General features: G+C 71.7%; 23 protein-coding genes. 11 read left to right on the forward strand and 12 right to left on the reverse strand.

What is annotated here, in order from left to right; translation table 11 throughout:
* Window positions 1-82: 82 nt before the first annotated feature.
* Window positions 83-2353 (reverse strand): MMPL family transporter, encoded by a 2271-nt coding sequence (locus tag ACZ6BB_RS18775; RefSeq protein WP_471616279.1) that lies wholly within the window; start codon window positions 2351-2353, stop codon window positions 83-85.
* A 175-nt stretch (window positions 2354-2528) separates the two neighbouring features.
* Between ACZ6BB_RS18775 and ACZ6BB_RS18780 the strand changes: the two genes are divergently transcribed.
* Window positions 2529-3701 carry a sensor histidine kinase gene (locus tag ACZ6BB_RS18780; RefSeq protein ID WP_471616280.1) on the forward strand — a complete coding sequence of 391 codons (1173 nt, stop codon included), beginning with the start codon at window positions 2529-2531 and terminating at the stop codon, window positions 3699-3701.
* Entirely contained in the window at window positions 3676-4338 is a 663-nt protein-coding gene (locus tag ACZ6BB_RS18785) for a response regulator (RefSeq protein ID WP_471616281.1), read from the forward strand. The genes ACZ6BB_RS18780 and ACZ6BB_RS18785 overlap by 26 nt, the downstream gene beginning before the upstream one ends.
* Before the next feature lie 125 nt (window positions 4339-4463).
* Here ACZ6BB_RS18785 and ACZ6BB_RS18790 read toward each other — a convergent pair whose 3' ends face one another.
* The 4 genes from ACZ6BB_RS18790 to ACZ6BB_RS18805 all read right to left on the reverse strand — a co-directional run bounded on the left by ACZ6BB_RS18790 (window position 4464) and on the right by ACZ6BB_RS18805 (window position 9105).
* Window positions 4464-5684 (reverse strand): Rieske 2Fe-2S domain-containing protein, encoded by a 1221-nt coding sequence (locus ACZ6BB_RS18790; RefSeq protein WP_471616282.1) that lies wholly within the window; start codon window positions 5682-5684, stop codon window positions 4464-4466.
* A 100-nt stretch (window positions 5685-5784) separates the two neighbouring features.
* Window positions 5785-6999 (reverse strand): serine hydrolase domain-containing protein, encoded by a 1215-nt coding sequence (locus tag ACZ6BB_RS18795; RefSeq protein WP_471616283.1) that lies wholly within the window; start codon window positions 6997-6999, stop codon window positions 5785-5787.
* Between the two features lie 124 nt (window positions 7000-7123).
* Window positions 7124-7906, reverse strand: a complete 783-nt coding sequence (locus tag ACZ6BB_RS18800; protein WP_471616284.1) for a response regulator — start codon at window positions 7904-7906, stop codon at window positions 7124-7126.
* Window positions 7903-9105 (reverse strand): sensor histidine kinase, encoded by a 1203-nt coding sequence (locus ACZ6BB_RS18805; RefSeq protein ID WP_471616285.1) that lies wholly within the window; start codon window positions 9103-9105, stop codon window positions 7903-7905. Before ACZ6BB_RS18805 ends, ACZ6BB_RS18800 begins: the two co-directional genes overlap by 4 nt.
* Before the next feature lie 183 nt (window positions 9106-9288).
* On the opposite strand from ACZ6BB_RS18805, the gene ACZ6BB_RS18810 reads away from it, so the two are divergent.
* Window positions 9289-9585 carry a hypothetical protein gene (locus ACZ6BB_RS18810; RefSeq protein ID WP_471616286.1) on the forward strand — a complete coding sequence of 99 codons (297 nt, stop codon included), beginning with the start codon at window positions 9289-9291 and terminating at the stop codon, window positions 9583-9585.
* A gap of 6 nt (window positions 9586-9591) precedes the next feature.
* On the opposite strand, the gene ACZ6BB_RS18815 is transcribed toward ACZ6BB_RS18810, so the two are convergent.
* Window positions 9592-10599, reverse strand: coding sequence for a LacI family DNA-binding transcriptional regulator (locus tag ACZ6BB_RS18815; RefSeq protein ID WP_471616287.1), 1008 nt, complete (start codon window positions 10597-10599; stop codon window positions 9592-9594).
* A gap of 379 nt (window positions 10600-10978) precedes the next feature.
* Here ACZ6BB_RS18815 and ACZ6BB_RS18820 point away from each other — a divergent pair, with 379 nt between their 5' ends.
* From ACZ6BB_RS18820 to ACZ6BB_RS18835, 4 genes are all read left to right on the forward strand, one after another.
* Complete coding sequence (locus tag ACZ6BB_RS18820) at window positions 10979-13060, forward strand: RICIN domain-containing protein (protein WP_471616288.1); 2082 nt, start codon at window positions 10979-10981, stop codon at window positions 13058-13060.
* Window positions 13061-13173: 113 nt separating this feature from the next.
* A complete protein-coding gene (locus tag ACZ6BB_RS18825; protein WP_471616289.1) occupies window positions 13174-13401 on the forward strand; it encodes a hypothetical protein in 228 nt (75 codons plus the stop codon).
* A gap of 222 nt (window positions 13402-13623) precedes the next feature.
* A complete protein-coding gene (locus ACZ6BB_RS18830) occupies window positions 13624-13893 on the forward strand; it encodes a hypothetical protein (protein ID WP_471616290.1) in 270 nt (89 codons plus the stop codon).
* 67 nt (window positions 13894-13960) lie between these two features.
* Window positions 13961-14524, forward strand: a complete 564-nt coding sequence (locus ACZ6BB_RS18835; protein ID WP_471616291.1) for a hypothetical protein — start codon at window positions 13961-13963, stop codon at window positions 14522-14524.
* A gap of 62 nt (window positions 14525-14586) precedes the next feature.
* Here ACZ6BB_RS18835 and ACZ6BB_RS18840 read toward each other — a convergent pair whose 3' ends face one another.
* Together ACZ6BB_RS18840 and ACZ6BB_RS18845 are read right to left on the reverse strand one after the other, a co-directional pair.
* The gene (locus ACZ6BB_RS18840; RefSeq protein ID WP_471616292.1) at window positions 14587-15093 is read right to left on the reverse strand and encodes a hypothetical protein; all 507 of its coding nucleotides are present in this window, start codon (window positions 15091-15093) and stop codon (window positions 14587-14589) included.
* Between the two features lie 54 nt (window positions 15094-15147).
* Window positions 15148-15630 (reverse strand): hypothetical protein, encoded by a 483-nt coding sequence (locus tag ACZ6BB_RS18845; protein ID WP_471616293.1) that lies wholly within the window; start codon window positions 15628-15630, stop codon window positions 15148-15150.
* A gap of 322 nt (window positions 15631-15952) precedes the next feature.
* Here ACZ6BB_RS18845 and ACZ6BB_RS18850 point away from each other — a divergent pair, with 322 nt between their 5' ends.
* Together ACZ6BB_RS18850 and ACZ6BB_RS18855 are read left to right on the forward strand one after the other, a co-directional pair.
* Window positions 15953-16444, forward strand: coding sequence for a hypothetical protein (locus ACZ6BB_RS18850; protein ID WP_471616294.1), 492 nt, complete (start codon window positions 15953-15955; stop codon window positions 16442-16444).
* Between the two features lie 89 nt (window positions 16445-16533).
* Window positions 16534-16734, forward strand: a complete 201-nt coding sequence (locus ACZ6BB_RS18855) for a hypothetical protein (RefSeq protein ID WP_471616295.1) — start codon at window positions 16534-16536, stop codon at window positions 16732-16734.
* 35 nt (window positions 16735-16769) lie between these two features.
* On the opposite strand, the gene helR is transcribed toward ACZ6BB_RS18855, so the two are convergent.
* Window positions 16770-19013, reverse strand: a complete 2244-nt coding sequence (helR, locus tag ACZ6BB_RS18860) for an RNA polymerase recycling motor ATPase HelR (RefSeq protein ID WP_471616296.1) — start codon at window positions 19011-19013, stop codon at window positions 16770-16772.
* A 456-nt stretch (window positions 19014-19469) separates the two neighbouring features.
* Here helR and ACZ6BB_RS18865 point away from each other — a divergent pair, with 456 nt between their 5' ends.
* Window positions 19470-20084: a hypothetical protein gene (locus ACZ6BB_RS18865; protein ID WP_471616297.1), complete on the forward strand. Its 615-nt coding sequence runs from the start codon at window positions 19470-19472 to the stop codon at window positions 20082-20084.
* Window positions 20085-20087: 3 nt separating this feature from the next.
* On the opposite strand, the gene ACZ6BB_RS18870 is transcribed toward ACZ6BB_RS18865, so the two are convergent.
* A complete protein-coding gene (locus tag ACZ6BB_RS18870) occupies window positions 20088-20921 on the reverse strand; it encodes an alpha/beta fold hydrolase (protein WP_471616298.1) in 834 nt (277 codons plus the stop codon).
* Window positions 20922-21008: 87 nt separating this feature from the next.
* Window positions 21009-21422, reverse strand: a complete 414-nt coding sequence (locus ACZ6BB_RS18875; RefSeq protein ID WP_471616299.1) for a VOC family protein — start codon at window positions 21420-21422, stop codon at window positions 21009-21011.
* Window positions 21423-21632: 210 nt separating this feature from the next.
* Here ACZ6BB_RS18875 and dacB point away from each other — a divergent pair, with 210 nt between their 5' ends.
* Window positions 21633-22967 carry a D-alanyl-D-alanine carboxypeptidase/D-alanyl-D-alanine endopeptidase gene (gene dacB / locus ACZ6BB_RS18880; protein ID WP_471616300.1) on the forward strand — a complete coding sequence of 445 codons (1335 nt, stop codon included), beginning with the start codon at window positions 21633-21635 and terminating at the stop codon, window positions 22965-22967.
* Between the two features lie 158 nt (window positions 22968-23125).
* On the opposite strand, the gene ACZ6BB_RS18885 is transcribed toward dacB, so the two are convergent.
* Window positions 23126-23713 (reverse strand): tellurite resistance TerB family protein, encoded by a 588-nt coding sequence (locus ACZ6BB_RS18885; RefSeq protein ID WP_471616301.1) that lies wholly within the window; start codon window positions 23711-23713, stop codon window positions 23126-23128.
* Window positions 23714-23739 lie beyond the last annotated feature (26 nt).

The following is a 23739-nucleotide window of genomic DNA, read 5'->3' on the forward strand; positions in this document are numbered from 1 at the left end:
CCGCGACTCCCCTTGAACCTCGAAAGCCATCGCCTCCCACCTGTCCCCAGGGGGCCAGACGCCAAGGGCGGCAGGAGTCGTGTCAACGGTCGACCAGCCGTGGACGCGGGGCCTCACCCGTGGATTCCGCGTCGGTGTCGTCGGTGCCGACCGGGCCGCGGGGAAGCATCCGGTCCAGCCACTTCGGCAGCCACCAGTTGTTCCGGCCGAGGAGTGTCATGGTCGCCGGTACCAGCACCATGCGTACGACCGTGGCGTCGATGAGGATCGCGGTGGCCAGGCCGAGCCCGAACATCTTGGTGGAGGGGTCGTCGGCGACGGCGAAGGACAGGAAGACCGCCACCATGATGAGGGCGGCCGAGGTGATGATCCGGGCGGTGCGCGAGACGCCCTCGACGATCGCCGTGCCGTTGTCGCCGGTGCGCAGGTACTCCTCGCGTACGCGGGAGAGGAGGAACACCTCGTAGTCCATCGACAGGCCGAACAGGATGGCGAAGAGGAACATAGGGATGAACGACACGATCGGAACCGTCGCTTCCAGCCCGATGAGTGCGCCTCCCCAGCCCCACTGGAAGACCGCGACCATGATCCCGTAGGCCGCGCCGATGCTCAGCAGGTTCAGCAGAACCGCCTTGAGCGGTACGAGTACCGAGCGGAAGACCAGCATCAGCAGCAGGAACGACATCGCCAGCACGGCGGCGACGAACGCCGGCATGCGCTCGCTGGTGCGTCGGCCCACATCGGACAGGCTCGCGGCGGCGCCGCCGACGTGGACCCTGGCCGGGCCGTGCCCGATCGCCGTGGGCAGCACCTCGGTGCGCAGCCGGGCGATGGTGTCGGCCGTGGCCTTGTCCTGAGGGCCGGTGGTCGGGAACACCACGAGGGTCGCGATGCCGGTGGCCCGGTCGATGTGCGTCGGCGCGACGGATGCGATGCCCGGATCCGCCGCGACCGCCCCGACGAGTCGGTCCAGCACTCCCGGATCACCGATGGGGTCCGCGGCGATGACGAGGGGACCGTTGGTGCCCGGGCCGAACCCCTCGGCGACGAGGTCGTAGGCCCGGCGCTCGGTACGGCTGTGGGGAAGTGAGCCGTCGTCGGGCAGGCCGACGCGCAGGCCGAGCACGGGCAGCGTCGCGGTCAGCAGCAACCCCGCCGCGCCGACCGCGTACGGCACCGGATGCTCGCTGACGTGCCCGATCCAGCGACGCCACCCGGCGGCGTGGGTGGTGCCCGCCGCCGTGTCCCGTCGTCGGCCGAGGCGGCCCGACCACCCGGCCCGCAGTGCCCGGCCGATCCGGCCGGCTCGGGCCAGGCGCGGGCCCGCCGCGCCGAGGAAGGCCGGCAGCAGCGTCACCGACGCGAGCACCATCGTCAGGACGACGATCGAGACGGCAACCCCGCCCACCGTCATGAAGGGCACGTTCGCGACCGCCAGGCCGAGGATCGACACGACTACGGTGCCGCCGGCGAAGACCACCGGCCGTCCCGCCGTTGCCACCGCTCGTCCGGCCGCCGTCTGCGGATCGAGCCCGCCCGCGAGGTACTCCCGGTGCCTGGCGAGCACGAACAGCGCGTAGTCGATGCCCACTCCGAGCCCGACCATGCTGCCCAGGACCGGTGCGAAGGTGGGAACGTCCGTGACCCCCGCCAGTACCGTCATCGTGGCGACCCCGACGGTCAGCCCGAAGACCGCCATGCCGATCGGCAGCGCGGCGGCGACGAGCGAACCGAACGCCAGGAACAGGATCGCGGCCGCGGCGAGGAGGCCGATCAGCTCGCTGGCGCCGCCGTCGGGGTCGGAGAAGGCGTAGAAGAGGTCCCCGCCCATCTCGATGCGCAGGGGCAGTTCGGCGCGCAGCCGGTCGCCGAGGTCGACGAGGGCGTCGAGGTCCTCGGCCGACAGCCGGCTCCGGTCGGGGTACTGCACCCGGACGACTGCGATCCGCCCGTCGGCCGAGACGAGGCCGCCGCGCACGGCGGTGTCCCCGCGTGCGTCGAGTGCCCCCGACGGGTCGCTCGTGCCGAGCACGTGCGGCAGCCGCTCCACCTCGGTCTGCAGCCGCGTGAGAGCGGTGCGCGCGCTGCCGCGGTCGAAGAACGTCGCAGCGCCGTCGAGGGGGGTGACGACCACTTGGGCGGTCATCCCCTCCTGGCCGGTGCGGGCCCGCTCGATCAGTTCCGCGGCCCTTTGCGAGTCCAGTCCCGGAGCGGTCATCGAGTCCGCGGTCCGCCCGCCGAAGGCGACGGCGGCGAGGACGACGAGCGTGGCGGCGACCAGCCATGCCGCGATCACCCGCCAGGGATGGCGGGCGGCGCCCCCGCCCAGGCGCAACAGGGCTTTCGAGAGCATCGGGTCCTCCAACCACCTTGTCGGCCGTCCTTGTACGGCCGCCGATGCCGAGGCTCGTCGCCACGGCGCTCCGCGGCATCGGCCCGCGGGCCGCGGATCCGTCGGCCCCGGGGCGGAGTGACAACCTGTCCTTTCGGCCGATGCGCGGCACGCCGTGGTCCCTAGGCTGGGAACCGTGCTCCGAGACGACCTGCGAACCCTGTGGACCGAACCCCGGCCGCCCGACGCGCCCGCCCGGGTGCGGCGGGACTGGGCACTGCTCGCCGCGGGCCTTGCCGGTGTGGCGCTGGAGGCCACCCTGCGCGAGGACGTCGTGTGGCGGCCGGTGGCGGTGGTGTTCGCCGTATGGCTGTGGCTGCTGCCCCTGTGGCGCCGGACCCGCCCGCTGGCGATGGTGACGCTGGCGTTCGGCTCGGTGGCCCTGCTCCAGGTGGCCTGGCTCGTCGCCGGACCGCGCGAGCCCGTCGGCCTCTACACCGGCGCGGTCGTGCTCGTGCTGGTGTACGCGCTGCCCCGGTGGGGATCGGGACGCGAGACCGTGCTGGGCGGCGCGGTGATCCTCGCGGTCGGCACGCTGTGTGTCGTCGCGGACGAGACCTCGGTCGTCGAAAAGGTCGTGGGCCTCGTCTTCCTGATGCTGCCCGGGGTGGTCGGCGCTGCCGTGCGGTTCCGGGTGACCGCTCGCGAGCGGCAGGTGGAGCAGGTGCGCTCCCGCGAGCGCGAGCAGCTCGCCCGGGAACTGCACGACACGGTGGCCCACCACGTGTCGGCCATGGTGATCATCGCTCAGGCGGGCCGGGTGCTCGCGGGCGCCGACCCGTCCGCCGCCGTCGAGGCGCTGGAGGGGGTCGAGGAGGAAGGGGCGCGCACGCTGGAGGAAATGCGCGCCATGGTCGCCGCGCTGCGCGACCGCGGGGTCGGCGCCGAGCTGGCGCCGCCTGCCGGAGTCGCGGATCTGGAGCGCCTGGTGCGCACCCCGGGTGGCCGCCTCAGGGTCGACCTGGGGCTCGACGGCGAACTGGACGCGCTGTCCCCCACCGTGGACGCGGCCGTCTACCGGATCGTGCAGGAGTCGGTGACCAACGCGCTGCGCCATGCGGTCGACGCGACCGATCTCGTCGTCCGGGTCGCCGCGGAACGGCACACGGTGCGGGTGAGCGTGCGCGACAACGGCCGGCGCACCGGCCGGGGTCGCGACGGATACGGACTTACCGGACTGCGCGAGCGCGCGACCCTGCTCGGCGGCACACTACGAGCCGGCCCGGGTACCGACCGGGGCTGGCATGTCGAAGCCGAACTGCCGAGAGCGAGGAGCGAGAGCGGTGTCCATTCGCGTCCTCGTCGCTGACGACCAGGCGATCATCCGCTACGGGTTGCGGATCATGCTGAACGCCCAGCCCGGCATCGAGGTGGTCGGTGAGGCCGCCGACGGGCGGGAAGCGGTACGTCTGGCCCGCGAACTACGCCCCGACGTCTGCCTGTTCGACATCCGCATGCCTGAACTCGACGGGCTCGAGGCCACCCGGCTGGTCGCCGGCCCGGGCGTCGCCGACCCGCTGGTCGTGGTCGTCATCACCACGTTCGACCTCGACGAGTACGTCTACGGCTCACTGCGTGCCGGCGCCCGCGGATTCCTCCTCAAGGACACGGGACCGGACCTTCTGGCCCAGGCCGTACGGTCGGCGTCCGACGGTGAGGCGCTCATCGCGCCCAGCGTCACCGTCCGCCTGCTCCAGACGTTCGCGGACCTGCCCGCCGGCCGGCCCGTGGCCCAGCCCGTCTCCCCCGTCACCGCCCGCGAGGAGCAGGTGCTCCTCGCCGTCGCTCGCGGGCTGACCAACACCGAGATCGCCGATGCACTGCACATCAGCCTCAGCACGGTGAAGACGCATCTGGCCAGCCTGATGGCCAAACTCGGCGCCCGCAACCGGGTCGAGATCGCGATGTGGGCCTACGAAACGCGCCGTATCCTCCCCTCGACCTGAGTCGGGGTGCCGGGCCATGTCTGCTGAGTCCCCGCCCGGACATCGGCACACCGGTCGGCCCACGACCGTCTGACGACCGCCGGTGAGCCCGCGCCCCAGGCATGATCCAAAACGACCGGCTTCAGCTAGGCCGCTTCTCGCGACGCGCCTTCCGCCGGGCCCTCGGTGCTGCCCCCGGCCGGGTGGTCGACCGGGCCCCCGCCCGTGCCGTCCGCCGGTCCGCCGGTCGTGCCCCTGGGCGACTCGGCGGGCGTGTCGCCGTCCGTTCCGCCCGTCGCGTGCTCGGCCGAACCCTGCCCCGAACCCCCGATCGCGCCCTCCCCGGAGCCCGCGTCCGCCCCTTCCCCCTGCCCCGGATAGAACTGCGCGTACCACCGCCGCAGCGCCCTGATGCCCTTCTCGTGCGGCAGCAGGACCGGCCGGGCCTGGTGGATCTTGTGGTCCCAGATCTGGACCTCCTCCCGTACCTCGCCCAGCGCCTCGGCCCGGAAGACCAGCTTGAACAGCGGGGTGAGGAAGGGGAGCCAGGCCGGCTTGCGGAGGTAGTACAGCATCCGCAGCTCGCTGGTGCGGTCGTCCACGGGCGTGGTGAGCGCGACCGCCGTCACCGACAGCACCGGCCCGTGGACCCGCACGACCATCACCCCCGGCCCGTACATGTACGAGTCGAAAGTGTTGTTGATGTCCCAGCCGAACACCCGCCTGCTGATCGTCCCCCGCGCCTCGGCGAACGGCCCGTCCTCCCGCCACTCCTGGACCGGCGGCTCGCTCTGCCCGTGGATGAAGTGGAAATGGGACTCGTCGACGATGTTCTCGCGCATCTCCTGGACATGGATCCGCGCCCGGCACGTGTCGTCGATCGGTGAGGCGAACCGCCGGGACCTTGTCTCCTCGATCTCCGGCACCTCCCACGCAGGCTCGCCCGGCCCGGCGTACACGAACACGAGCCCGCTGTGCTCCCGCACCGGAAAGCCGCCGATCGACACCCTGGGCGTCCGCGCGGCGAACGGCGCCTCCACGCACCGCCCGTCCGTCCCGAACCGCCACCCGTGGAACGGGCACTGCACCGCCCCGTCCACGACCTTCCCGCCGACACCCAGGTGCGCGCCGTAGTGCGGACAGTGCGCGTCCCGCACGGCCGCCCGTCCGTCCGACCCGCGGAACGCGATCAGCGCCCGCCCGAAGTAGTGCAGGCTGACGACCCTCCCCGCCCGCAACTCCCCGCTGCGCAGCACCGCGTACCACCCGTGGGGCACGCTCGGCATCGGATACTCGTCGGCCCGCGGATCACGGGGCAGGGCGGCCGGATCGAGGATGCTCTTGTCATGGCTCCGACGAAGTCGCATGAGGGCGATGCTAGTGGCGGTCGTGATCTCCGGCCCAGAACTGGTCCTGTATTCAAGGAATTTGGCGCATACGGATCGGGGCGGCGGGTCGGCAGGTCGGTCACGACGGCGACCCGTAGGCCGCGACCATCACACCGAGGGCCACCCGGCTCACGTCCCGGCCCTTGGCATCCGTGGAGTTGACGCTGTAGACGAGGGTGCGGGAGCCGTCCCGCGTGGAGGCGATGGCCGCGTTGTAGCCCCAGCGGCCGCCCGTCTTGCCCCACACCTCCCGCCCGCCGAGCACCTTCCTGGCGAGCCCGACGGCGTACTCGGCCGGTCTGCCGCTCGGGAAGGCCGTCACCTCCGGCACCGTGAACATCGCCTCCAGCAGCGGCCCGCGCGGCACGATCCGCCCCTGGAACAGCGCGTCGGTGAACCGCTCCAGATCCGCCGCGGTGGAGACGAGGTCCCCGGCCGCCCAGCCGTCGGTCACCCCCCACACGGTCACGTCCCGCAGCCCGGTCGTCCCGTCGTCCAGCGTCATCCGCTGGTATCCGTGGTTGTGCGGGCCGACGATCCGCGGGTCGGTGCCCGGGGCGTACGTGTCCCGCAGCTTCAGCGGGCCCAGCACCCGCCGGGCCAGCTGCCGCTCGTAGGAGTCCCCCGTCACCCGCTCCACCAGCAGCCCGGCGATCGTGTAGCCGATGTTGAGGTAGTGCTGCCGCTCACCCGGCGCGAACTCCCGCTCCTTCGCCGTGGCCGACCGCACCATCGCCTCCGGGTCGTGGACCAGGAACCGGTTCGCGTACCACTCCTCGACCGTCGACCCCGGGAAGTCGGCCGCCGGGATCCCGTGCGTGTGGTCGAGCAACTGCCGGACGGTGACACCGCCGTACGACGCCGGCATCAGGTCCGGCAGATAGGCGCGCACGCTCCGGTCCAGGTCGACCTTCCCCTCCGCCGCCAGGTCCAGCACCACGGCCGCCGTGAACACCTTGGTCACCGACCCCACCCGGAAACGGGCGCGCGGATCGGCCGCGCGCCCGCTCGCCAGGTCGTGCACCCCCGAACTGCCCCGCCACACCCCGTCGGTGCCCCCGACCCGGACGAGCGCGGCCGTGGCGTCGGCGGCGGGCAGTCCGGCGACGGCGGCCTCCAGGGCGGCGGTCGTCGCGGGGTCGATCCGCGCCGTGCGGGGGTTCCCATGCGGCGGCGCGGTCATGTTCGTCGTTCCGCCGGGTGAGGGCGACGCGGCTGCCGGCAGGGCCGCCGGACCCGTCACCGTCCCCAGGACGCAGGCGGCGACGAGCAGGGTGCGGGTGGCGCGCTTCATGAGCAACTCCGTTGATGTGAGCCGGTGTTCGCGACCGCACGGGTCGCTCTCGACGGCTCCATCCTGCTGACCCGCGGCCCTGCGCGCCTCGCCCGCGCCGGGGGTCTTCGGGGGGCGGTTCCGGTCACCTCCTCGCCGACGCGGGGGAGGACCCGGGCCGGAGAACTCCCCCGGGCGGGGGACCCGCGACCTGGGCGCGCGCGTCCCCCGCCGCGATCAGACCCGTCTCGTACGCGCAGATCACCGCCTGGACGCGGTCCCGCAGCCCGAGCTTGGCGAGCACGTTGCCGACATGCGTCTTGACCGTGTGGTCGCTGACGACCAGCTCGGCGGCGATCTCGGCGTTCGACAGCCCCCGCGCCAGCAGCAACAGCGTCTCCCGCTCCCTCCCGGTCAGCAGGCCGAGCCTGGGGTCGGGCCGCGGGGCCCGGGCGGCGGTCGGCCGCGTGTACTGCTCCACCAGCCGCCGTGCCACGGACGGGGCGAGCAGCGAGTCGCCGCGCGCCACGACCCGTACGGCGTGCACGAGATCGTCCCGCCGGACGTCCTTCAGCAGGAACCCGCTCGCGCCCGCGTGCAGCGCCTCGTACACGTACTCGTCGGAGTCGAAGGTCGTCAGCATCACGACCCGGCAGCCACCGTCCCCGCCGCCCGCGCCACCGTCCCCGCCCCCGCCGCCCGCGCCCCCGCTCTCCTTGATCGCCCGGCATGCCTCGATCCCGTCCATGCGGGGCATCCGGATGTCGAGCAGCGCCACGTCGGCGCGGTGCCGCCGCACCGCCTCCACCGCCGCCGCCCCGTCACCCACCTCGGCGACCACCTCGATGTCCGGCTGGACGTCGAGGATCAGCGCGAAGCCGCTGCGCACCAGCTCCTGGTCGTCGGCCACGACCACCCGGATCGTCATCTCCCCGCCTCCGCCTTGGCCGTCGTGCCCGCGAGGGGCGCCACCGGTATCCGCACCCGCACCACGAACCCCCGCCCGCCGGGCCCCGCCCCGGTCTCCGCCGTACCCCCGTGCGCGGCCGCCCGCTCCCGCACGCCGACGAGCCCGTGCCCGCCGACATGCCCGGCGCGCGGCCCGCGCCCGTCGTCCGCCACCTCCACGCGCACCTCGTCGTCCCCGTACGCCAGCCGCACGCGGACGGTACGGGCGTCCGCGTGCCTGACCGTGTTCGTCAGCGCCTCCTGCACGATCCGGAACACCGACGCCCCGGCGGCCGCCGGCAGCGGCCGCTCCCGCCCCACCACCTCGTGCACGACGTCGAGCCCACTGCCCCGCACCCGGTCGAGCAGCCCGGCCAGATCCCCGGCTCCCGGCTGCGGCGCACGGGACACGCGCTCCTCCTCGGCCGCCTCCCCGGCCCCCTCGCGCAGCACGCCCAGCATCCGCCGCAGCTGGACCATGGCGTCCCGGCCGGCCTCGGAGATCGCGTCGAAGGCGGCCTCGGCCCGCTCCGGCGCCGTCCGCACCGCCACCGGCCCGGCCTCCGCCTGCACGATCATCAGGCTCACGGCATGGGACAGGATGTCGTGCATCTCGCGGGCGATGCGGGCCCGCTCCCGCGCGGCGGCGCGCTCGGCCTCCACGCGGTGCGCCCGCTGACGGGCGTCGGTCAGCCGTCCGAAGACATAGGCCGCCGCGAACACGAAGGCGGAGAAGGTCAGTTCACGCGCCGAGCGGCTGTTGAGACCCACCCCCACCGGCACCGCGACCAGCAGCAGCACCCCGGTGGCCAGCCGCTTCCAGGGCGGCGAGAGCACGGCGACCGTGTAGACGATCACCAGCCCGCTGTACGGCAGCGGCTGTCCGGGCCCGTCCAGAGTCAGCCGGTAGACCAGGCTGGTCACCATGATCGCCAGCAGTACGGCGAGTGGGGCCCGCCGCCGCCACACCAGCGGCACCACCGTCAGCGTCGTCAGCCCGTACGCCGCCCAGGTCGGCGCCGGCAGCCCGCTCGCCCGCGGCACCACGAACGGCATCGTCACCGCCGCCTGCACCAGCAGCGTGACCCCGCCGTCGACCACCCACGGGTGAGTCTCCCCGAGCGCCCGCCCCCGCTCCCACCACCCGCGCGCCCCGCGCACACCCCGTAACCCCGTCACGACCCCACACCGTAACGGCGCTCCCGACGCACGACGCACCGGCCGGCGCCGCCTCCCCCCAGGGAGCGCGCGCTGTGTGAAGAAACCTGTACAACCGCGCACTGGCCCTCCCGCGACGGCGAACGCGAGGATGGTCCGGAGCCCGAGGAGCCCGTGGGGGCCCCATGAGGCGAGGGGGTAGGCATGAGGTCGCGCTTACGGTGGGTCCCCGGCCGGGAAGGGCACGTCAGGGTCGAACGAGACCAGCCCTACGCGGCCGTGCTGCTCAGGTTCGTCGTCCTGGTGGGCCTGCTGACCATGCCGGTGCTCGTCTTCCACCGGGGCGCCTGGTTCCCGTTCGCCGGCGCCGCCGGCTATCTGCTCTGGGAACTGGCCCGCACGCACCGCGCGCTCGACGAACTCGCCCGCCTCTGGAACGAGCAGCACCGGCGGGGGCAGCGGCAGGAACCCCGGCAGCGGACCGTGACGGGCGGCCGCTGAACGGGGTCAGGAGGCGGACGCCGGCGCCGGTGCCGTACTGCGCCGCCGTACGAGCCGCGTGGGCACGAGCGTCGTCCCGTGCTCGGCCGCCCCTTCCTCCGCGCCCTCCCGCATCTTGCTGAGCACGCCCCGCACACACAGCCGCCCCACCTCGGCGAAGTCCTGGTGGACGGTGGTGAGGGGCGGCAGGAAGGACGCGGCCTCCGGGATGTCGTCGAAGCCGACGACGCTGACGTCCTCGGGGACCCGGCGCCCGCGCTCGTCCAGGGCGCGCAGCAGCCCGAGGGCCATCTGGTCGTTGGCGACGAACACGGCCGTGCAGTCCGCCTGTTCGGCGATCCGCAGCCCGGCCCGGTACCCCGACTCCGCCGACCAGTCGCCCCGCACCAGCGGCGGCGCCGGGCGCCCGGCCTCGTCGAGCGTGGCGCGCCAGGCGTTGGCCCGCCGCTGCGCCGCGAAGGAGTCCTCGGGCCCGGCCAGATGCCACACCGTCCCGTGCCCCAGCTCCAGCAGATGCCGTACGGCGTCCCGCGCGCCGCCCGCCTGGTCGGTGTCGACGACGGTGTACCGGTCCCCGGCGTCCGAGTCCGCCACCACGACCTGCACCCCGGGCGGCACCGACACGGTCGCCGCGTCGAGCAGATGGACCTCCATGATGACGATGACGGCGTCCACGGCCAGCTCCCCGAGCCGTGAGAACGCCCCGTTCACCTCGTCCTGCGTCGGCACGGCGACGGGCAGCAGCGTGACCGCGTACCCCTCGCGCGCGGCGGAGGTGGCGATCGCGTCGAGGGTGCGGATGTTGCCCAGGGTGGAGAGGGAGAAGGTGATCACGCCGAGCGTCCGGAACTCCCCGCGCCGCAGCGCCCGAGCCGCACTGTTGGGCCGGTACCCCAGCTCCCGCATGGCGGCCAGGACCTGGCGCCGGGTGTCCTCGTTGACCCCGGCGAACCCGTTGGACACCCGGGACACGGTCTGGGACGAGACACCGGCGAGCCGTGCGACGTCACCCATGGAGGGCCCCTGCCGGGGCCGGGCGGAGCGTCTCCTCGTCGTGCTACGACCGTCGGTCGCGTCCACCTGATTCCCCCGACTCTCCCTGCTGGTCCGGCCCTTGTGCCACTTCCGGCACTTCCGGAACGACGTGTTGATCTCTTACGAATCCTTGACCGCCGCGATTCGGACAGTGTAGACATCCGCCTCAGTGGATGTTTACGTAAACATGCATCGCGACAAACCCTACGAGAGCGCATCGAACTGCTCCGTACCAGTCTGAACCCGTACCAGCCCGAACCGCACCACCACGCGTCGCAGGAACCGCACCACGCTGAACGCCGGCCCCTTTCTCCGTGTCTCGCCGGGACGTGACACACGGAAGAGTTGGAGTACTCGAATGGCACACCGCACCCGTACGAGACGGCTCTTCGGGGCCATCGGCGTCACGGCCCTGGCCACCGGAACGGTCATGGCCACGACCTCCCTGCCGATGGCGCACGCCGACACGTCGGCCGCCGTCGCCTCGGTCACGGTCCGCCCCGACCCCTCCTACAAGGCCGACGGCTTCGAGGGCTGGGGCACCAGCCTGGTGTGGTTCGCCAACGCCACCGGCGACTACCCCCCGGCGGTCCGCGAGAAGCTCGCCGACCTGCTCTTCGGCAAGGACGGCCTCGACCTCAACATCGCCCGCTACAACATCGGCGGCGGCAACGCCCCCGACGTCAAGGACTACCTGCGGGCTGGCGGCGCGGTCGAGGGCTGGTGGAAGGCCCCGGCGGGCACCACCCGCACGGACGTCGACTGGTGGAGCGCCGACGACAAGAACGACTGGAACAACGACGCCGACGCCACCCAGCGCTGGTGGGTCGACCGCATCAAGAACGACATCGACCACTGGGAGACGTTCAGCAACTCCCCGCCGTGGTTCATGACGGAGAGCGGCTACGTCTCCGGCGGCTTCGACTCCTCCAAGGACCAGCTGAAGGCCGACTCGGTCGACGACTTCGCCAAGTACCTGGTCGGAGCCACCGAGCGCCTGGAGAAGGCGCACCACATCAAGGTCGACACCCTCGACCCCTTCAACGAGCCCAACACCACCTACTGGGGCACCAAGCTCGGCGCGGACGGCCAGCCCACCGGCGGCCGCCAGGAGGGCGCCCACATCGGCCCGGAGCTGCAGCAGAAGGTCCTCAAGGCGCTCGCCCCGGTCCTGGACAAGTCCCGTTCGGACGCGGAGATCTCCGCGATGGACGAGACCAACCCGAGCATCTTCGCCACGAACTGGAACTCCTACCCCCAGGAGGTCCGCGACCTCGTCGGCCAGATGAACGTCCACACCTACGGCACCGGCCAGCGCACCATGGTCCGTGACCTCGCCAAGGCCGCCGACAAGCCGCTGTGGATGAGCGAGGTCGAGGGCGACTGGGGCGACGGCCAGAGCTTCACCGACATGCGCCCCGGCCTGGGCCTCGCCCAGCAGATCGTCAACGACCTGCGCGAACTGGAGCCCCAGGCATGGGTGTTCTGGCAGCCGGTCGAGGACTACGACAACATGAAGCCGGGCGGCGAGTCCGCGAAGGGCGGCAACTGGGGCTCCATCCAGCTGTCGTTCTCCTGCAAGTCGTCGGACACGCTGAAGTCGTGCCCCATCTACACGAACACCAAGTTCGACACGGCCCGCAACTTCACGCACTACATCAAGCCGGGCGACCGCCTCATCAAGACCGACGACACCTCCAGCACGGCCGCGGTCGCGAAGAAGGGCAAGAAGGCGACGGTCGTCCACGTCAACAGCACGACGGCACCGCGCGCGGTGACGCTCGACCTCTCCCGCTTCGGTGACGTCGGCAAGCATGCGAGGGTCACCCCGGTGGTGACGGACGCCTCCGGCAAGCTGGTCCGCCAGAAGGCCGTGGACGTCAGGGACAAGAAGGCCACGATCACGGTCCCGGCCCAGTCGGTGACGTCGTTCCTGATCAGCCACGTCTCGGGTGTGGCCGCCTCCGCCGCCGAGCTGCAGGACGACCACACCTACACCCTGACCGGCGTCCAGAGCAGCAAGAACCTCGCCCTCGCCGCCGACGGCAAGAGCCTGGTCATCAAGAACCCGAACGCGGCCACCGCCGCCCAGCGGTGGACCCTGGACCGCGTCGGCACCGGCCCGACGGGCAACCGCGCCCGCTACGTACTGACCGAGGCGGCCTCCCACAAGCGCCTGGCGGTCCGGGGCGGCTCCCTGGTCGCCGAGCCGGACACGGGCGCCCGCGACACCGCCACCCAGTGGATCCTCTCCACCACGGGCGACTCCACCTGGACCCTGGTCAACACGGCCACCGGGCAGCTCGCCGACGTCGGCGGCCAGTCCACGAACGACGGCGCGGGCGTGGGCCTGTGGATCCCCAACTCGGGCTCCAACCAGCGCTGGAAGCTGACGGACGTGACGCCGGCCGCGGCCGCGAAGTCGGCGAAGGGTTCATGACGCAGGCCGCGCGCGGGGCGGACATCCGTCCCCGACGGAACGACTGAGGCCGCACGGCCGACGAGGAAGCCCCAGGGATGACCCTGGGGCTTCCTCGGGTAAAGGGGGTCAGGGTGAGTCAGGAACCCGGGTTCGTCACGGCGTCCAAGGGGTGTGCCGGTTGCCTCGTCGTCGCAGCGGTCGGGCTGGTCCTCGTGACGGCGCTCGTCCAGTGGATCGACTGGGGAGTACTGCTGGCCGCAGTGATCGTGAGCGGAGCTTTCTGGGCCCTTCTGCACTTCCAGGGTCCGGGTGACACGGGAAAGAACGGCGACACCTCCTCGGACTCGAACGACGAATGAGTCCGCGCTGCTGCGAGGCCCCGGGCCGGCTCATGCGGGTCGGCCTCGCGCGGGCCTGTGTCGCGTACCGGGCGTCAGCGCAGGGCCGGGCGGGCCGGCGTTTCACCGGAATGTCGCTGAGGAGAGGCCCCGTGTACGTGACCGGCTTACCGTGAGCCCATGTGTCAGGTCCAATACCCGAGGGCACCGTCGGGTACGCACCATGAAGGGCGGCACGACCGGATGGACGACCATGTTCGACGGATCGCCGAGTACGAGGTCGATGGGCAGGAACTCAAGCGCGCGATCGAGCGCGGTCCGAAAGTTATTCTCACGAACCTCGACGGAGTCACCGAGACGTCAAAAGCGAAGACGCCGCTGCGTTGTTCGGCTGTCCGGCGCGCGTCGCTGTACGACGCGATACGGGACATGCACGGGTACGAATCGGCGGTCGGAGAGAGAAGGCGGCGGCATGACGGTGGCGGTCTCGTGCGCAACCCGCGGGAAGGGTGAAGGCGGCCGGTGCGGCGACGCGGGGCCACGGCTCGATGAGAGTGGCCGCCGTTGAGCGGGGGCGGCCGTGATCGACACGGAGCCGGGGCCGTCGGACGCGTACCCCGAGGAACCCCGAGGGCGGACCCTGGGCGACAAGTACTTCGTGGAGTTCGCGAGGCTGGTGCATGTGAGCCTGAGAAGTTTTTGGTGGGGGGAGCCACTGGGTGCCGTCCTGGGCGCCATGGGCGGCGCCTGGCTCGGCCATGACGACGACCTTCCGGTGGAGCCGGTGCTCGGGGTCGCCGCCTCCATGATCGGTGTCATCGTCGGGTCCGTGTTCGCCGTGCTGGCGATGATCACCAGGGCCTGTGACACGGCTTTCCTGAAGAAAGCGAAGAGGGCGCGTATCCTCCCCATGGCCGACTACCTGTGGCCGTTCTTCACCATCGTCGCCATGGGCATCCTTGCCACGACCGCACTGCTGGTGCTGGCCGGAGTCTCCGAGGAAGCCCCGGACGAAATTCGCATGACCGCCGCCGCGGTGGCGGGATTCTTCGTCCTGTGGACGCTCGCCAGTCTCCCTCCCGCCATGGGAGTTCTCATCGTGTTCACGCGCCTCGTCGAGAAGACCGCGAACATCAGTGATTGAGGGCGATGGAAAGGCTCCCGGCACGGCACCGTGAACGGTGGCCACGCCGGGAGCCCCCGCCCTCACTCGTCGACGTTCAGTTCCAGGTGGGTGCGCGGGCCGTGCAGGGTGATGTAGCCGTCACCGTAGGCGGACCGGTAGTGGCCGGTGCCGCCGATGATGCCGGTCTTCGAGGTCACCGGCTCGTGCGGCCTGTAGGTGATCATGTCGCTGAGGGTCAGCGTCCCCTTCTTCAGCCGCAGCACACGCGTGCACTGGGTGGTCACTTCGCCGTGCTCCACCCTTACCGCGCTGCACTCCGACTCGCCGTCACCGGCCAACGCGGGCCTGCCCTTCCCCTTCCCCTTCGTCTTCCCCTTCGCCGTGTACAGGTTCAGACGGGTCACCCAGCTGTCGCCGGTGTGGATGTGTTCGGGGGTCGTGTCCACCACGCTGACGCCGGTCAGCACGACCTTCTCGATGTCGTTGTCCTTGTCGGACTGCTCGGCCTGTGCGGCCGCGGCGGGAAGCAGGGCCAACACGGTGGTGAGGGCGGCGACGACGGCGCCACGGGTAACTGAACTGCTCACGGAATCTCCAGGAGGACGACCGGCCTGCGATGGGGTGAGGGAGCGCACTCGACGTCAGTCATCGACGTGGAGGTCGAAGTGGACCCGGTCGCGCTCCAGGGTGATGTAACCCTCGCCCTCGGCGTCGTTGTAGATGCCGGTGCCTCCCGCGATGGCCGTCTTGGCGGTGATGGGTGAGTCGCCCACGCGGGTGATCACGTCGTGGAGGGTGATCTCCCCCTTCTTCAGGCGCAGCACACGCGTGCACTGTGTGGTCACCTGCTGCCGATTCGCCCTGACGGCGCTGCACCGCGCGCCGGCGTCCCCCGCGAACCGCTTCTTCTTGTCGTACAGATTCAGGTAGGTGACCCAGCTGTCGCCGTCTTGGACGAACCAGGGACGTGTGTCGCCGGAGACGATCCCCGTGAGCTGGACCCGCACGATGTCCGCGTCCCCGGCATCCGCCACAGCCTGCGCGGACACGGACACGGACGAAAGGGCGAAGACGGCGGTCAGGGCAGCGGCGGTCACGGCGCGACGAGCATGGGCAGCGGGCATGGATCCTCCCGGGAGTCGGACGGCGTGTGCCCGGTTTCCGGAGCACAGGCGGGCTATTCCATGCGCCGGACTTCCGTTGATCAACCCACCTCGCGCGTCCGGAACCCACCAGCACCCGGCCAGATCAACGCACTGCCCGCCATAGGGGTGGTGCGACCGGGCAGCCGCTCCACGCCCTCGCACGGGTCACCCGAGTCGTGCCGGACGTGCGCTGGGAGACTGTCCACGAGATCTCGGTCGAGTGGGCCGCGTACCTCACGCACACGCGTCACCCGCGATAACATCCGCGCCCTGAAGCCGACTTGAGGGAGATGCGGGCCCTGTGACGACCATCGCGGTGACCGGCCACCTGGACCTGACCGACGGCACCGTCCCTCTCGTGCGGGCGGCCCTGGACGCGTTGCTCAGGCCCTACGCCGCCGACGGGCGGCTCGTCGGGGTGTCCTGCGTGGCCAAGGGGGCCGACACCCTGTTCGCCGAGGCCGTGCTCGCGCTCGGTGGGCGGCTGGTCGTCGTCACCCCGTCGCGGGACTACCGTCGCGACACCGTCGAGGCCGAGCACAGGCCGTCCTACGACAGGCTCGTCGAGGCCGCCGCGGAGGTGGTCGCGCTTCCCTACGAAACGGCCGGACGGCAGGCGTACGAGGCCGCCAACGCGGTACTCGTCGAGCGAGCCGATCGTCTCGTCGCCGTCTGGGACGGCGCACCGCCCACCGGCAACGGCGGCGGCACCGCCGACGCCGTCCTCGACGCGCGGGCCGCCGGCGTCCCCGTGGACGTGGTGTGGCCGGACGGGGCCGCCCGACGCGGCTGAGGTGTGCCGCCGGACCGCATGGCCGTGCGGGACCGTGGAGTGAGGCGGGTTCCGCGAGCGCACGGATCCCGGACGGGAAGGAGAACCCCATGAAGTCGACGCGGCCTTCGGACGCGCAGGCCGGCGAGGCGCGGGACGAAGGAGGTTTCGGTCCGTTCCTCGCCGCGTGGGACCGGGCGCACCCCGCTCCCGTCACCGACCCCGAATGGCGGCATCTGCTGGACGAGATGGTGCACCCCGGTACCACCCGGGCGTTCCACCGGCTGGCCGAGGCCAGGACCGTGGCCTGAGACCACCGCCCCGGCGTACGGCTCCGGCGTACGGCTCAGGCGTTCGTCGTCAGCACGACCAGCCGCTGGGTCGCCCGCGTCATCGCGACATAGTGGTCCACCGCCCCCTCGATGCCCTCCCCGAAGTCCTCCGGGTCGATGAGGACCACCAGGTCGAATTCGAGGCCCTTGGACAGTTCGGGGGTCAGGGTGCGGACCCGGGGCGTCGTAGGGGTCGTACGGGGCGGCCCCGCGGTCGCGATGACACAGGCGATGCCGTCGGCGTTGGCGGCCAGCCACGTCCGCAGGGTCTCGTCCAGGGCCGAGACCGGGCCGTGGACGACCGGGACGCCCCCGCTGCGGATCGAGGTCGGGACGTTCGCGTCCGGAAGCACCGCCCGGATCACCGGCTCCGCCTCCGTCATGATCTCCTCCGGCGTCCGGTAGTTGATCGTCAGGGACGCCAGGTCGACGCGGTCGAGGCCCACCCGCTTCAGACGCTCCTGCCAGGACTCCGTGAACCCGTGCCGGGCCTGGGCACGGTCGCCGACGATCGTGAAGCTCCGCGACGGGCAGCGCCGCAGCAGCATCTGCCACTCCGCGTCCGTCAGCTCCTGCGCCTCGTCCACGACGACGTGGGCGAACGGCCCCGCGAGCAGGTCGGGGTCGGCGACGGCCAGCTCGGCGTCGTCCACCAGGCTGACCTGCGCGTCCTCGCCCCGGAGCATGTTCACCAGGCCGATGCCCTCGTCCCCGTCGGCGCCGGAATTGGCCACGGCCTCGATCAGGTTGTCGACGACCTGGCTCATGCGCTCGCGCTGCGCGGCGAGGGTCGCCGCCTGCCGGCGCTTGCGGCGGGCCGTCTCCGGGTCGCCGAGGCGCTGACGGGCCGCGTCGAGGAGGGGCAGGTCGGACGTCGTCCAGGCATGGGGCTCGTCGCGCTGGAGAAGCCGCACCTCCTCGCGGCTCAGCCAGGGCGCGCACAACCGGAGGTACGCCGGCACCGACCACAGGTCCCCGACCAGGTCCGCCGCTTCCAGCAGGGGCCAGGCACGGTTGAAGGTCGTGACCAGGTCCCGGTTCTGCAGGAGGGCCCGGCGCAGCAGGGCGGGGGAGGGGGCGGCGGTGGTCTCCGGGTCGGGATCGGGGTCGGCCTCGGCCTCGTGCCTGTCCGTCAGGATCGTCAGGAGTTCCTCCCAGACCTGGTGCCGGGCCTCGTTGTGCGGGGTGCCGGGTTCCGCCGCGTCGAAGGCGGCGGTCCAGTCCTCGGGGCTCAGCCGGATGTCGGACCAGGGGGTGGTGACCGTCATGCCCTCGGTGGGGGGTTCCTCGTAGAAGCGGACGGCCTTCTCGATGCCGCCCACCAGCGCCGCCGACGACTTCAGGCGCGCCACCTCCGGGTCGCTCTCCGTACCGGCCGCCGCCCCCTCGGCGACCAGGTCGCGCAGGATGCACGTCTGTACGCCCTCCTCGCCGAGGCTCGGGAGCACGTCGGCGACGTAGGAGAGGTACGGGCGGTGCGGGCCCACGAAGAGGACGCCGCCCCGGCGGTGGCCCAGCCGGGGGTCGGAGTGCAGCAGGTACGCCGAGCGGTGCAGGGCGACGACGGTCTTGCCGGTGCCGGGGCCGCCGTCCACGACCAGCGCGCCCCGGGAACTCGCGCGGATGATGGCGTCCTGGTCGGCCTGGATGGTGCCGAGGACGTCCCGCATGCGCTCCGACCGGTTGGTGCCGAGGCTGGCGATGAAGGCCGACTGGTCGTCGAGGGCGGCGGCGTGGTGGTCGGTGAGTCCGTCCAGCTCCTCGCGGGAGAAGACCTCGTCCCAGTAGTCGCTGATCCGGCCGTTCGTCCAGCGGTAGCGGCGGCGGCTCGTCAGGCCCATCGGGTTGGCGTGGGTCGCGCCGAAGAACGGCTCGGCGGCCGGGGAGCGCCAGTCGATCAGCAGACGGCGGCCGGTCGCGCTGTCCGTGAGACCGAGGCGGCCGATGTAGACGGGGTCGGGGTCGTCCGGGTTCACCATGTGGCCGAGGCACAGGTCCAGGCCGAAGCGGCGCAGGGTGCGCAGGCGGGCGGTCAGACGGTGGACCTCCGTGTCCCGGTCCATCGCGTGCCGGCCCATACCGCCGGGAGCCCTGCGTGCGGCGTCCAGCTGGGCGGACACCTCGGCGATCGACTGGGCTAGGCAGGCGGCGAGCGCCTCGAAGTACCGCTCGTCGGCCGCGATCAGCGCCGGGTCGGCCTTGGCGGAGAGACGGGCGGGAAGGTCGAACGCGCTGGGGCTGGTGGTCGGGGGGTTCATGTCAATCGCTCCGAACGCTCCGAATGCGGGGTCGCTTGCGGCCATGGGTTCTGCTGGGTGTCCTGCCTGCGGTGTTACTGGTCCTCCTGGGTGGCGCATGTCGGACGGGGCCTGCTGGATGAATCTGCTGGATGAATCGGCTGGATGAATCTGCTGGACGGGTCCGCGTGGTCGATGGTGCGCGGTCGGCGGTGCGCGCTCGGTCGTACGTGACGGGTGGCGCGCCGCGATTCCCGTCGGCACTGGCTCGGCCCGGAGATTCTGCGTCACCACGGGGGCCTTGCCGCAAGCCCCCCGGTGCGCTATAGGTTGAGAGTGGCAAGGAGAGTGTGACGTCCTTGCCTTTGCTTTTGCCCGGACGGCGAGGGCGCCCGTCCGCCAGTCGCGCGACGGCGAACCCCGACGGCGAACCCCGACGGCGAACCCCGACGGGGAGGCCGAGGGAGTACGCCAAGCATGCCGGACGCCATTCCCGGCCCCGTCCTCCGTGAAGTCGCCGCCGAGATCCGCGCATGGTCGGCGACGCGATGTCATGAGCCCAGCCCTCGCGACATCAGGATCGTGGCGACCACGCGCGACGCCGCTCATGCCCTGCTGTACCCGGGCACCAGAGCCAGCGATGACCCGGTGTTCTTCGCGGTCGTCCGAGGCGACTTCCATCTGATCAGCTCGGGGCACACGCGCAGCGGGGTATGGGCCGGGCTCTTCGTGAAGCACCCCCCGGCGCGCGTCACCACCTTCACGCTTCGCCCGGAGGCGTACATCCCCGTGCTGGATCTCGGCAGCCTGGGCCGGGTGTACTCCGCCCCCCCGGACCCACTGAGAAGAGAGCAAGGCGGCCTCGCTCGTTCACAACCTCGGATGGAAGGCTGCTCGCGACGCCATCTCGGCGACCTCAAACACGCCCGCATCCGCCCTCTCCGCGGCCGCCACGATCCACCTGAACAGCAGATTTCCGCACCTCCTAGGCGTCACTCCGCCATCTCTCTCCGTTTCATCCATGTGAACACAACCCACGTACCAATCCGCAAGCTCGGCGGCGACGGCAGCCTGAAGGTCACCTTCGGATAGTCGTCACCCCCGCCTCGCCCTGGCCCCCGCCCCGTCCGCGAAGGCCGTCACCGCCCGCGCGTACGCCTCCGGATGGGTCACGTGCGGGATGTGGCCCGCGCCCTCGAAGGTGAGGGTGTCGGCCTGGGGGAGGGCCTCGACGAGGCGGCCGGTGATCGCGGCGAACCACGGCGGGCTGTCCGTGCCCCGGGTCAGCAGGACCGGGCCGGTGCAGGCGGACAGTCCGGCCAGGTCCAGGTCCGCCCAGTGGGGGTCGCCGTGTTCGTCGAGGAACGTGGAGGCGTTGGCGAGGAAGGTCTGCCGGACCGGGGCGGGCAACCGGTCCCAGGTGCCGGGGCGGAGGGCGATCTCGTCGGTGAACCGGCGGGCCGCAGCCAGGGGTTCGTGTGCGCGGAGGTGGGCGAGGACGGATGCGAACCTCTCCTCGACCGCCGTCATCAGCGGCCGTAGGCGGGGGTCGTCGGGGACGATGCCCGTGAGCGGGGGATCGTGCGCGACGAGGCCCCGGAAGAGGTCGGGGCGGCGGGCGGCCAGACCGAGGGCGGTCGAGGCGCCGAAGGAGTTGCCGGCGACGTAGGCGGGGGCGAAGCCCAACGTCTCCATCAGGGCCGCCAGATCCTCCTCGTCCTCGTGCCGTGCGCCCTGTCCCGGCGGGCGTTCGCTGCGGCTGTGGCCGCGGCGGTCGTAGACCAGGACACGGAAGCGTCCGGTGAGGGCGGGGAGGACCGGCAGCCAGGTGTGGTGGTCGCCCCAGGAGCCGTGCACCAGGACCAGCGGGTCGCCGGTCCCGGCCACCTCGTAGAAGAGTTCGACGCCGTTCGCCTCGGCCCTTGGCACGCCCGGTCTCCTCGTTCGTCGGTCCACTGGTGGGTGGTGCTGTGGACTTCAACGACCACGCGTCGCCTGCGGCACTGTGACGCCTGCTCAGCCCCGCGGCTCGCCGATGTTCACCATCCACGGCACGCCGAAGCGGTCCGTGCACATGCCGAAGACGTCGCCCCACATCTGTTTGTCGAGGGGGACGGAGACGGTGGCGCCGGCGGAGAGCTTCTCCCAGTAGCCGCGCAGTTCGGTGTCGTCGTCGCCGCTGAGGCTGACGGAGAAGCTGGATCCGGGGGCGTACTCCATGCCGGGCGGGGTGTCGGCGCCCATGAGGGTGAAACCGCTCGGCGTCTCCAGCATGCCGTGCATGATCTTGTCGGCCCCGGGTGCGTCCGGCCGGCCGAACTCACCGAAGGTGTTCAGCGTCAGATCGCCGCCGAAGACCTCCTGGTAGAACTCCAGCGCCTGCCGGGCGTCGCCGTCGAAGCTGAGATACGGGTTGAGTCGCGAGACCACGAGAACCTCCTGAAGGGACTCGGAAGCTCCTGAAGCGGAGCAAACGGTCAGATGCCCGGAGACTAGCCCCGGCCACTGACAACGGCATGCCGTGGCCTCTGTCACACACACCTGTCAGAGCGTCAAGTCTTCACAAAGTACTCATCGGTACCGGGAGTCCCGACTGTTACTTTCCTTTTCAAGATTCCCGCACCCCCCACGAGGCCCCCCATGCCCCTCCCCTCTTCCGGCGTCCGCGCGAGCGGCCGGCACCGCAAGGCCAAGGCCCCGAACCCGGCGCTGCGACGGGCGGCCGTAATCGCCGTGGTCGCGCCCATGGCCGGGACGATCATGGCCGGGACGTCCGCCTTCGCCGCCGACAAGGCGACCGCCAAGCCCGGCGCCGCCGAACTCGACCCCGCCGAGCAGAAGATCGCGGACAACCTGAACACGCGCAGCCAGGACGCACGCCTCGGCAGCAGGCTCAGCGGTGTCGTCATCGACGCCAAGTCCGACAAGGTGGTGTGGGGTCACGACGCGGACACCGCGCTGATGGCCGCGTCGAACACGAAGCTCGCGACCGCCACGGCCGCGCTGACGGTGCTCGGCCCGGACCACCGGTTCACCACGAAGGTCGTGTACGGGGACGGCACGCTCACCCTCGTCGGCGGCGGCGACCGCACGCTGACGACCGCCGACCTCGACGCGCTCGCCGAGACCGCCGTCGCCGGGCTGAAGAACGCCGGGCTCACCTCGGTGAAGGTCCGGATCGACGACAGCCTCTTCCCCGAGCCGACCCTGGCCAACGGCTGGAACACCGGCTACTACCCCGACTCCGTCGCCCCCGTGCGCGCGCTGGTCGTCGACTCACACAACGTCGACGACACCTCCCTCGACGCGGGCGGCGTCTTCGCCAAGCAGCTCACCGCGCGGGGCGTGACCGTCGACGGCGGCGTCACGCGCGGCATCGTCGGCAAGGGTGACGTGCCGGTCGCCTCGCACACGTCCGACAAGCTGTCCACGGTCGTCAAGCAGATGCTCAAGGTCAGCGACAACGACATCGCCGAGTCGCTGCTGCGGCTGACCGCGATCGGCGCGGGCCGCTCCGCCACCTTCGAGGACGGCACGGCCGTCGTCCGCGAGGTCCTCACCCGGTACGGCATCTCGCTCGGCAACTTCGAGATGTACGACGGCAGCGGGCTGTCCCGCGCGACCCGCATCCCGGCGCGGACCATCGCCGACATCGTCGACCTGGCCGCCGACCCCCGGCACGCCCAGACGCTGAAGTACGTCATCGACGGGCTGCCCGTCTCCGGCGAGGCGGGCGCCACGCTGGGCCCGGAGTTCGGCCGCTTCGACACCGCCGACTCCAAGTGCGCCGTGGGCCAGGTCAAGGCCAAGACCGGCACCCTCACCGGTGCCGTGGCCCTGAGCGGTCTGACCAAGGCCCAGGACGGCGAGTGGAAGGTCTTCTCCTTCATCGAGAACGACTCCACCGCCGGGCCGTCCGACATCAAGGACGCCCTGGACGGCCTCGCGGCCACGGTCAACGGCTGCTGGGTGTAGCACCACCCCTTCAGAACTCCACGGACGCCGGGTGTGGGGACGGCCGGCGTCCGTGGGGCACGACGACGCCGTCACGACGGCGGAACCGTCACGACGGGGCGGGACCGTCACAACGGTGGTGGCGTCACGACGGTGGTGGCGTCACGACGGTGGCGCCGTCAGAGACCGAACTCCTGCGGGGACAGGCCGAGCGCCGCGCACGCCTCGCGCAGGACCTGCTCCTCGGACTGGGCGATGTACCCGTCCGCGCCCGCCACCACGAAGCCGGTCTGTACGACCGCACGCGCCTCCGTCGGCTTCTTCGCGGCCTTGGCGATCTCCTGCATGGCCTCGGCCTTGCCCTGCTGGAAGTTGGCCGACAGCTGGCCGACGTGCTTGTTGAAGCGCTGCCGCAGCTGGTCCGCCGGGAAGTTCTGCAGGACGTCGTTGTTCAGGATGAGCGACTCCACGTGCTGCCGCTCGTGCTCGTCCACGTTCCCGTCGGCGGCGGCGACCAGGGCGCACATGGCCATGCTGGCGTCCCGGTAGGCCCCGCTCTTCAACTCCGTCTTCAAGGAGGTGAGCTGGGACTTGAGCGCGCTCACCAGCTGGGCCTTCGACCCGCCGCCGGACCGCCCGGAGCCGGAGGACCCGGTGGAGCCCAGGGGCCCCGCGCCGGGCCGCCCGTGTCCGGTGCCGCCCCGCGCTCCCTGCGCCTGCTGCTGCAGACCCTTGGCCTGGTCCTTGATCCGATCCCACATCGCCATGCGTTGCCACCTCGGCTTCAGCCCGT

Source organism: Streptomyces sp. NPDC041108, assembly GCF_055592645.1.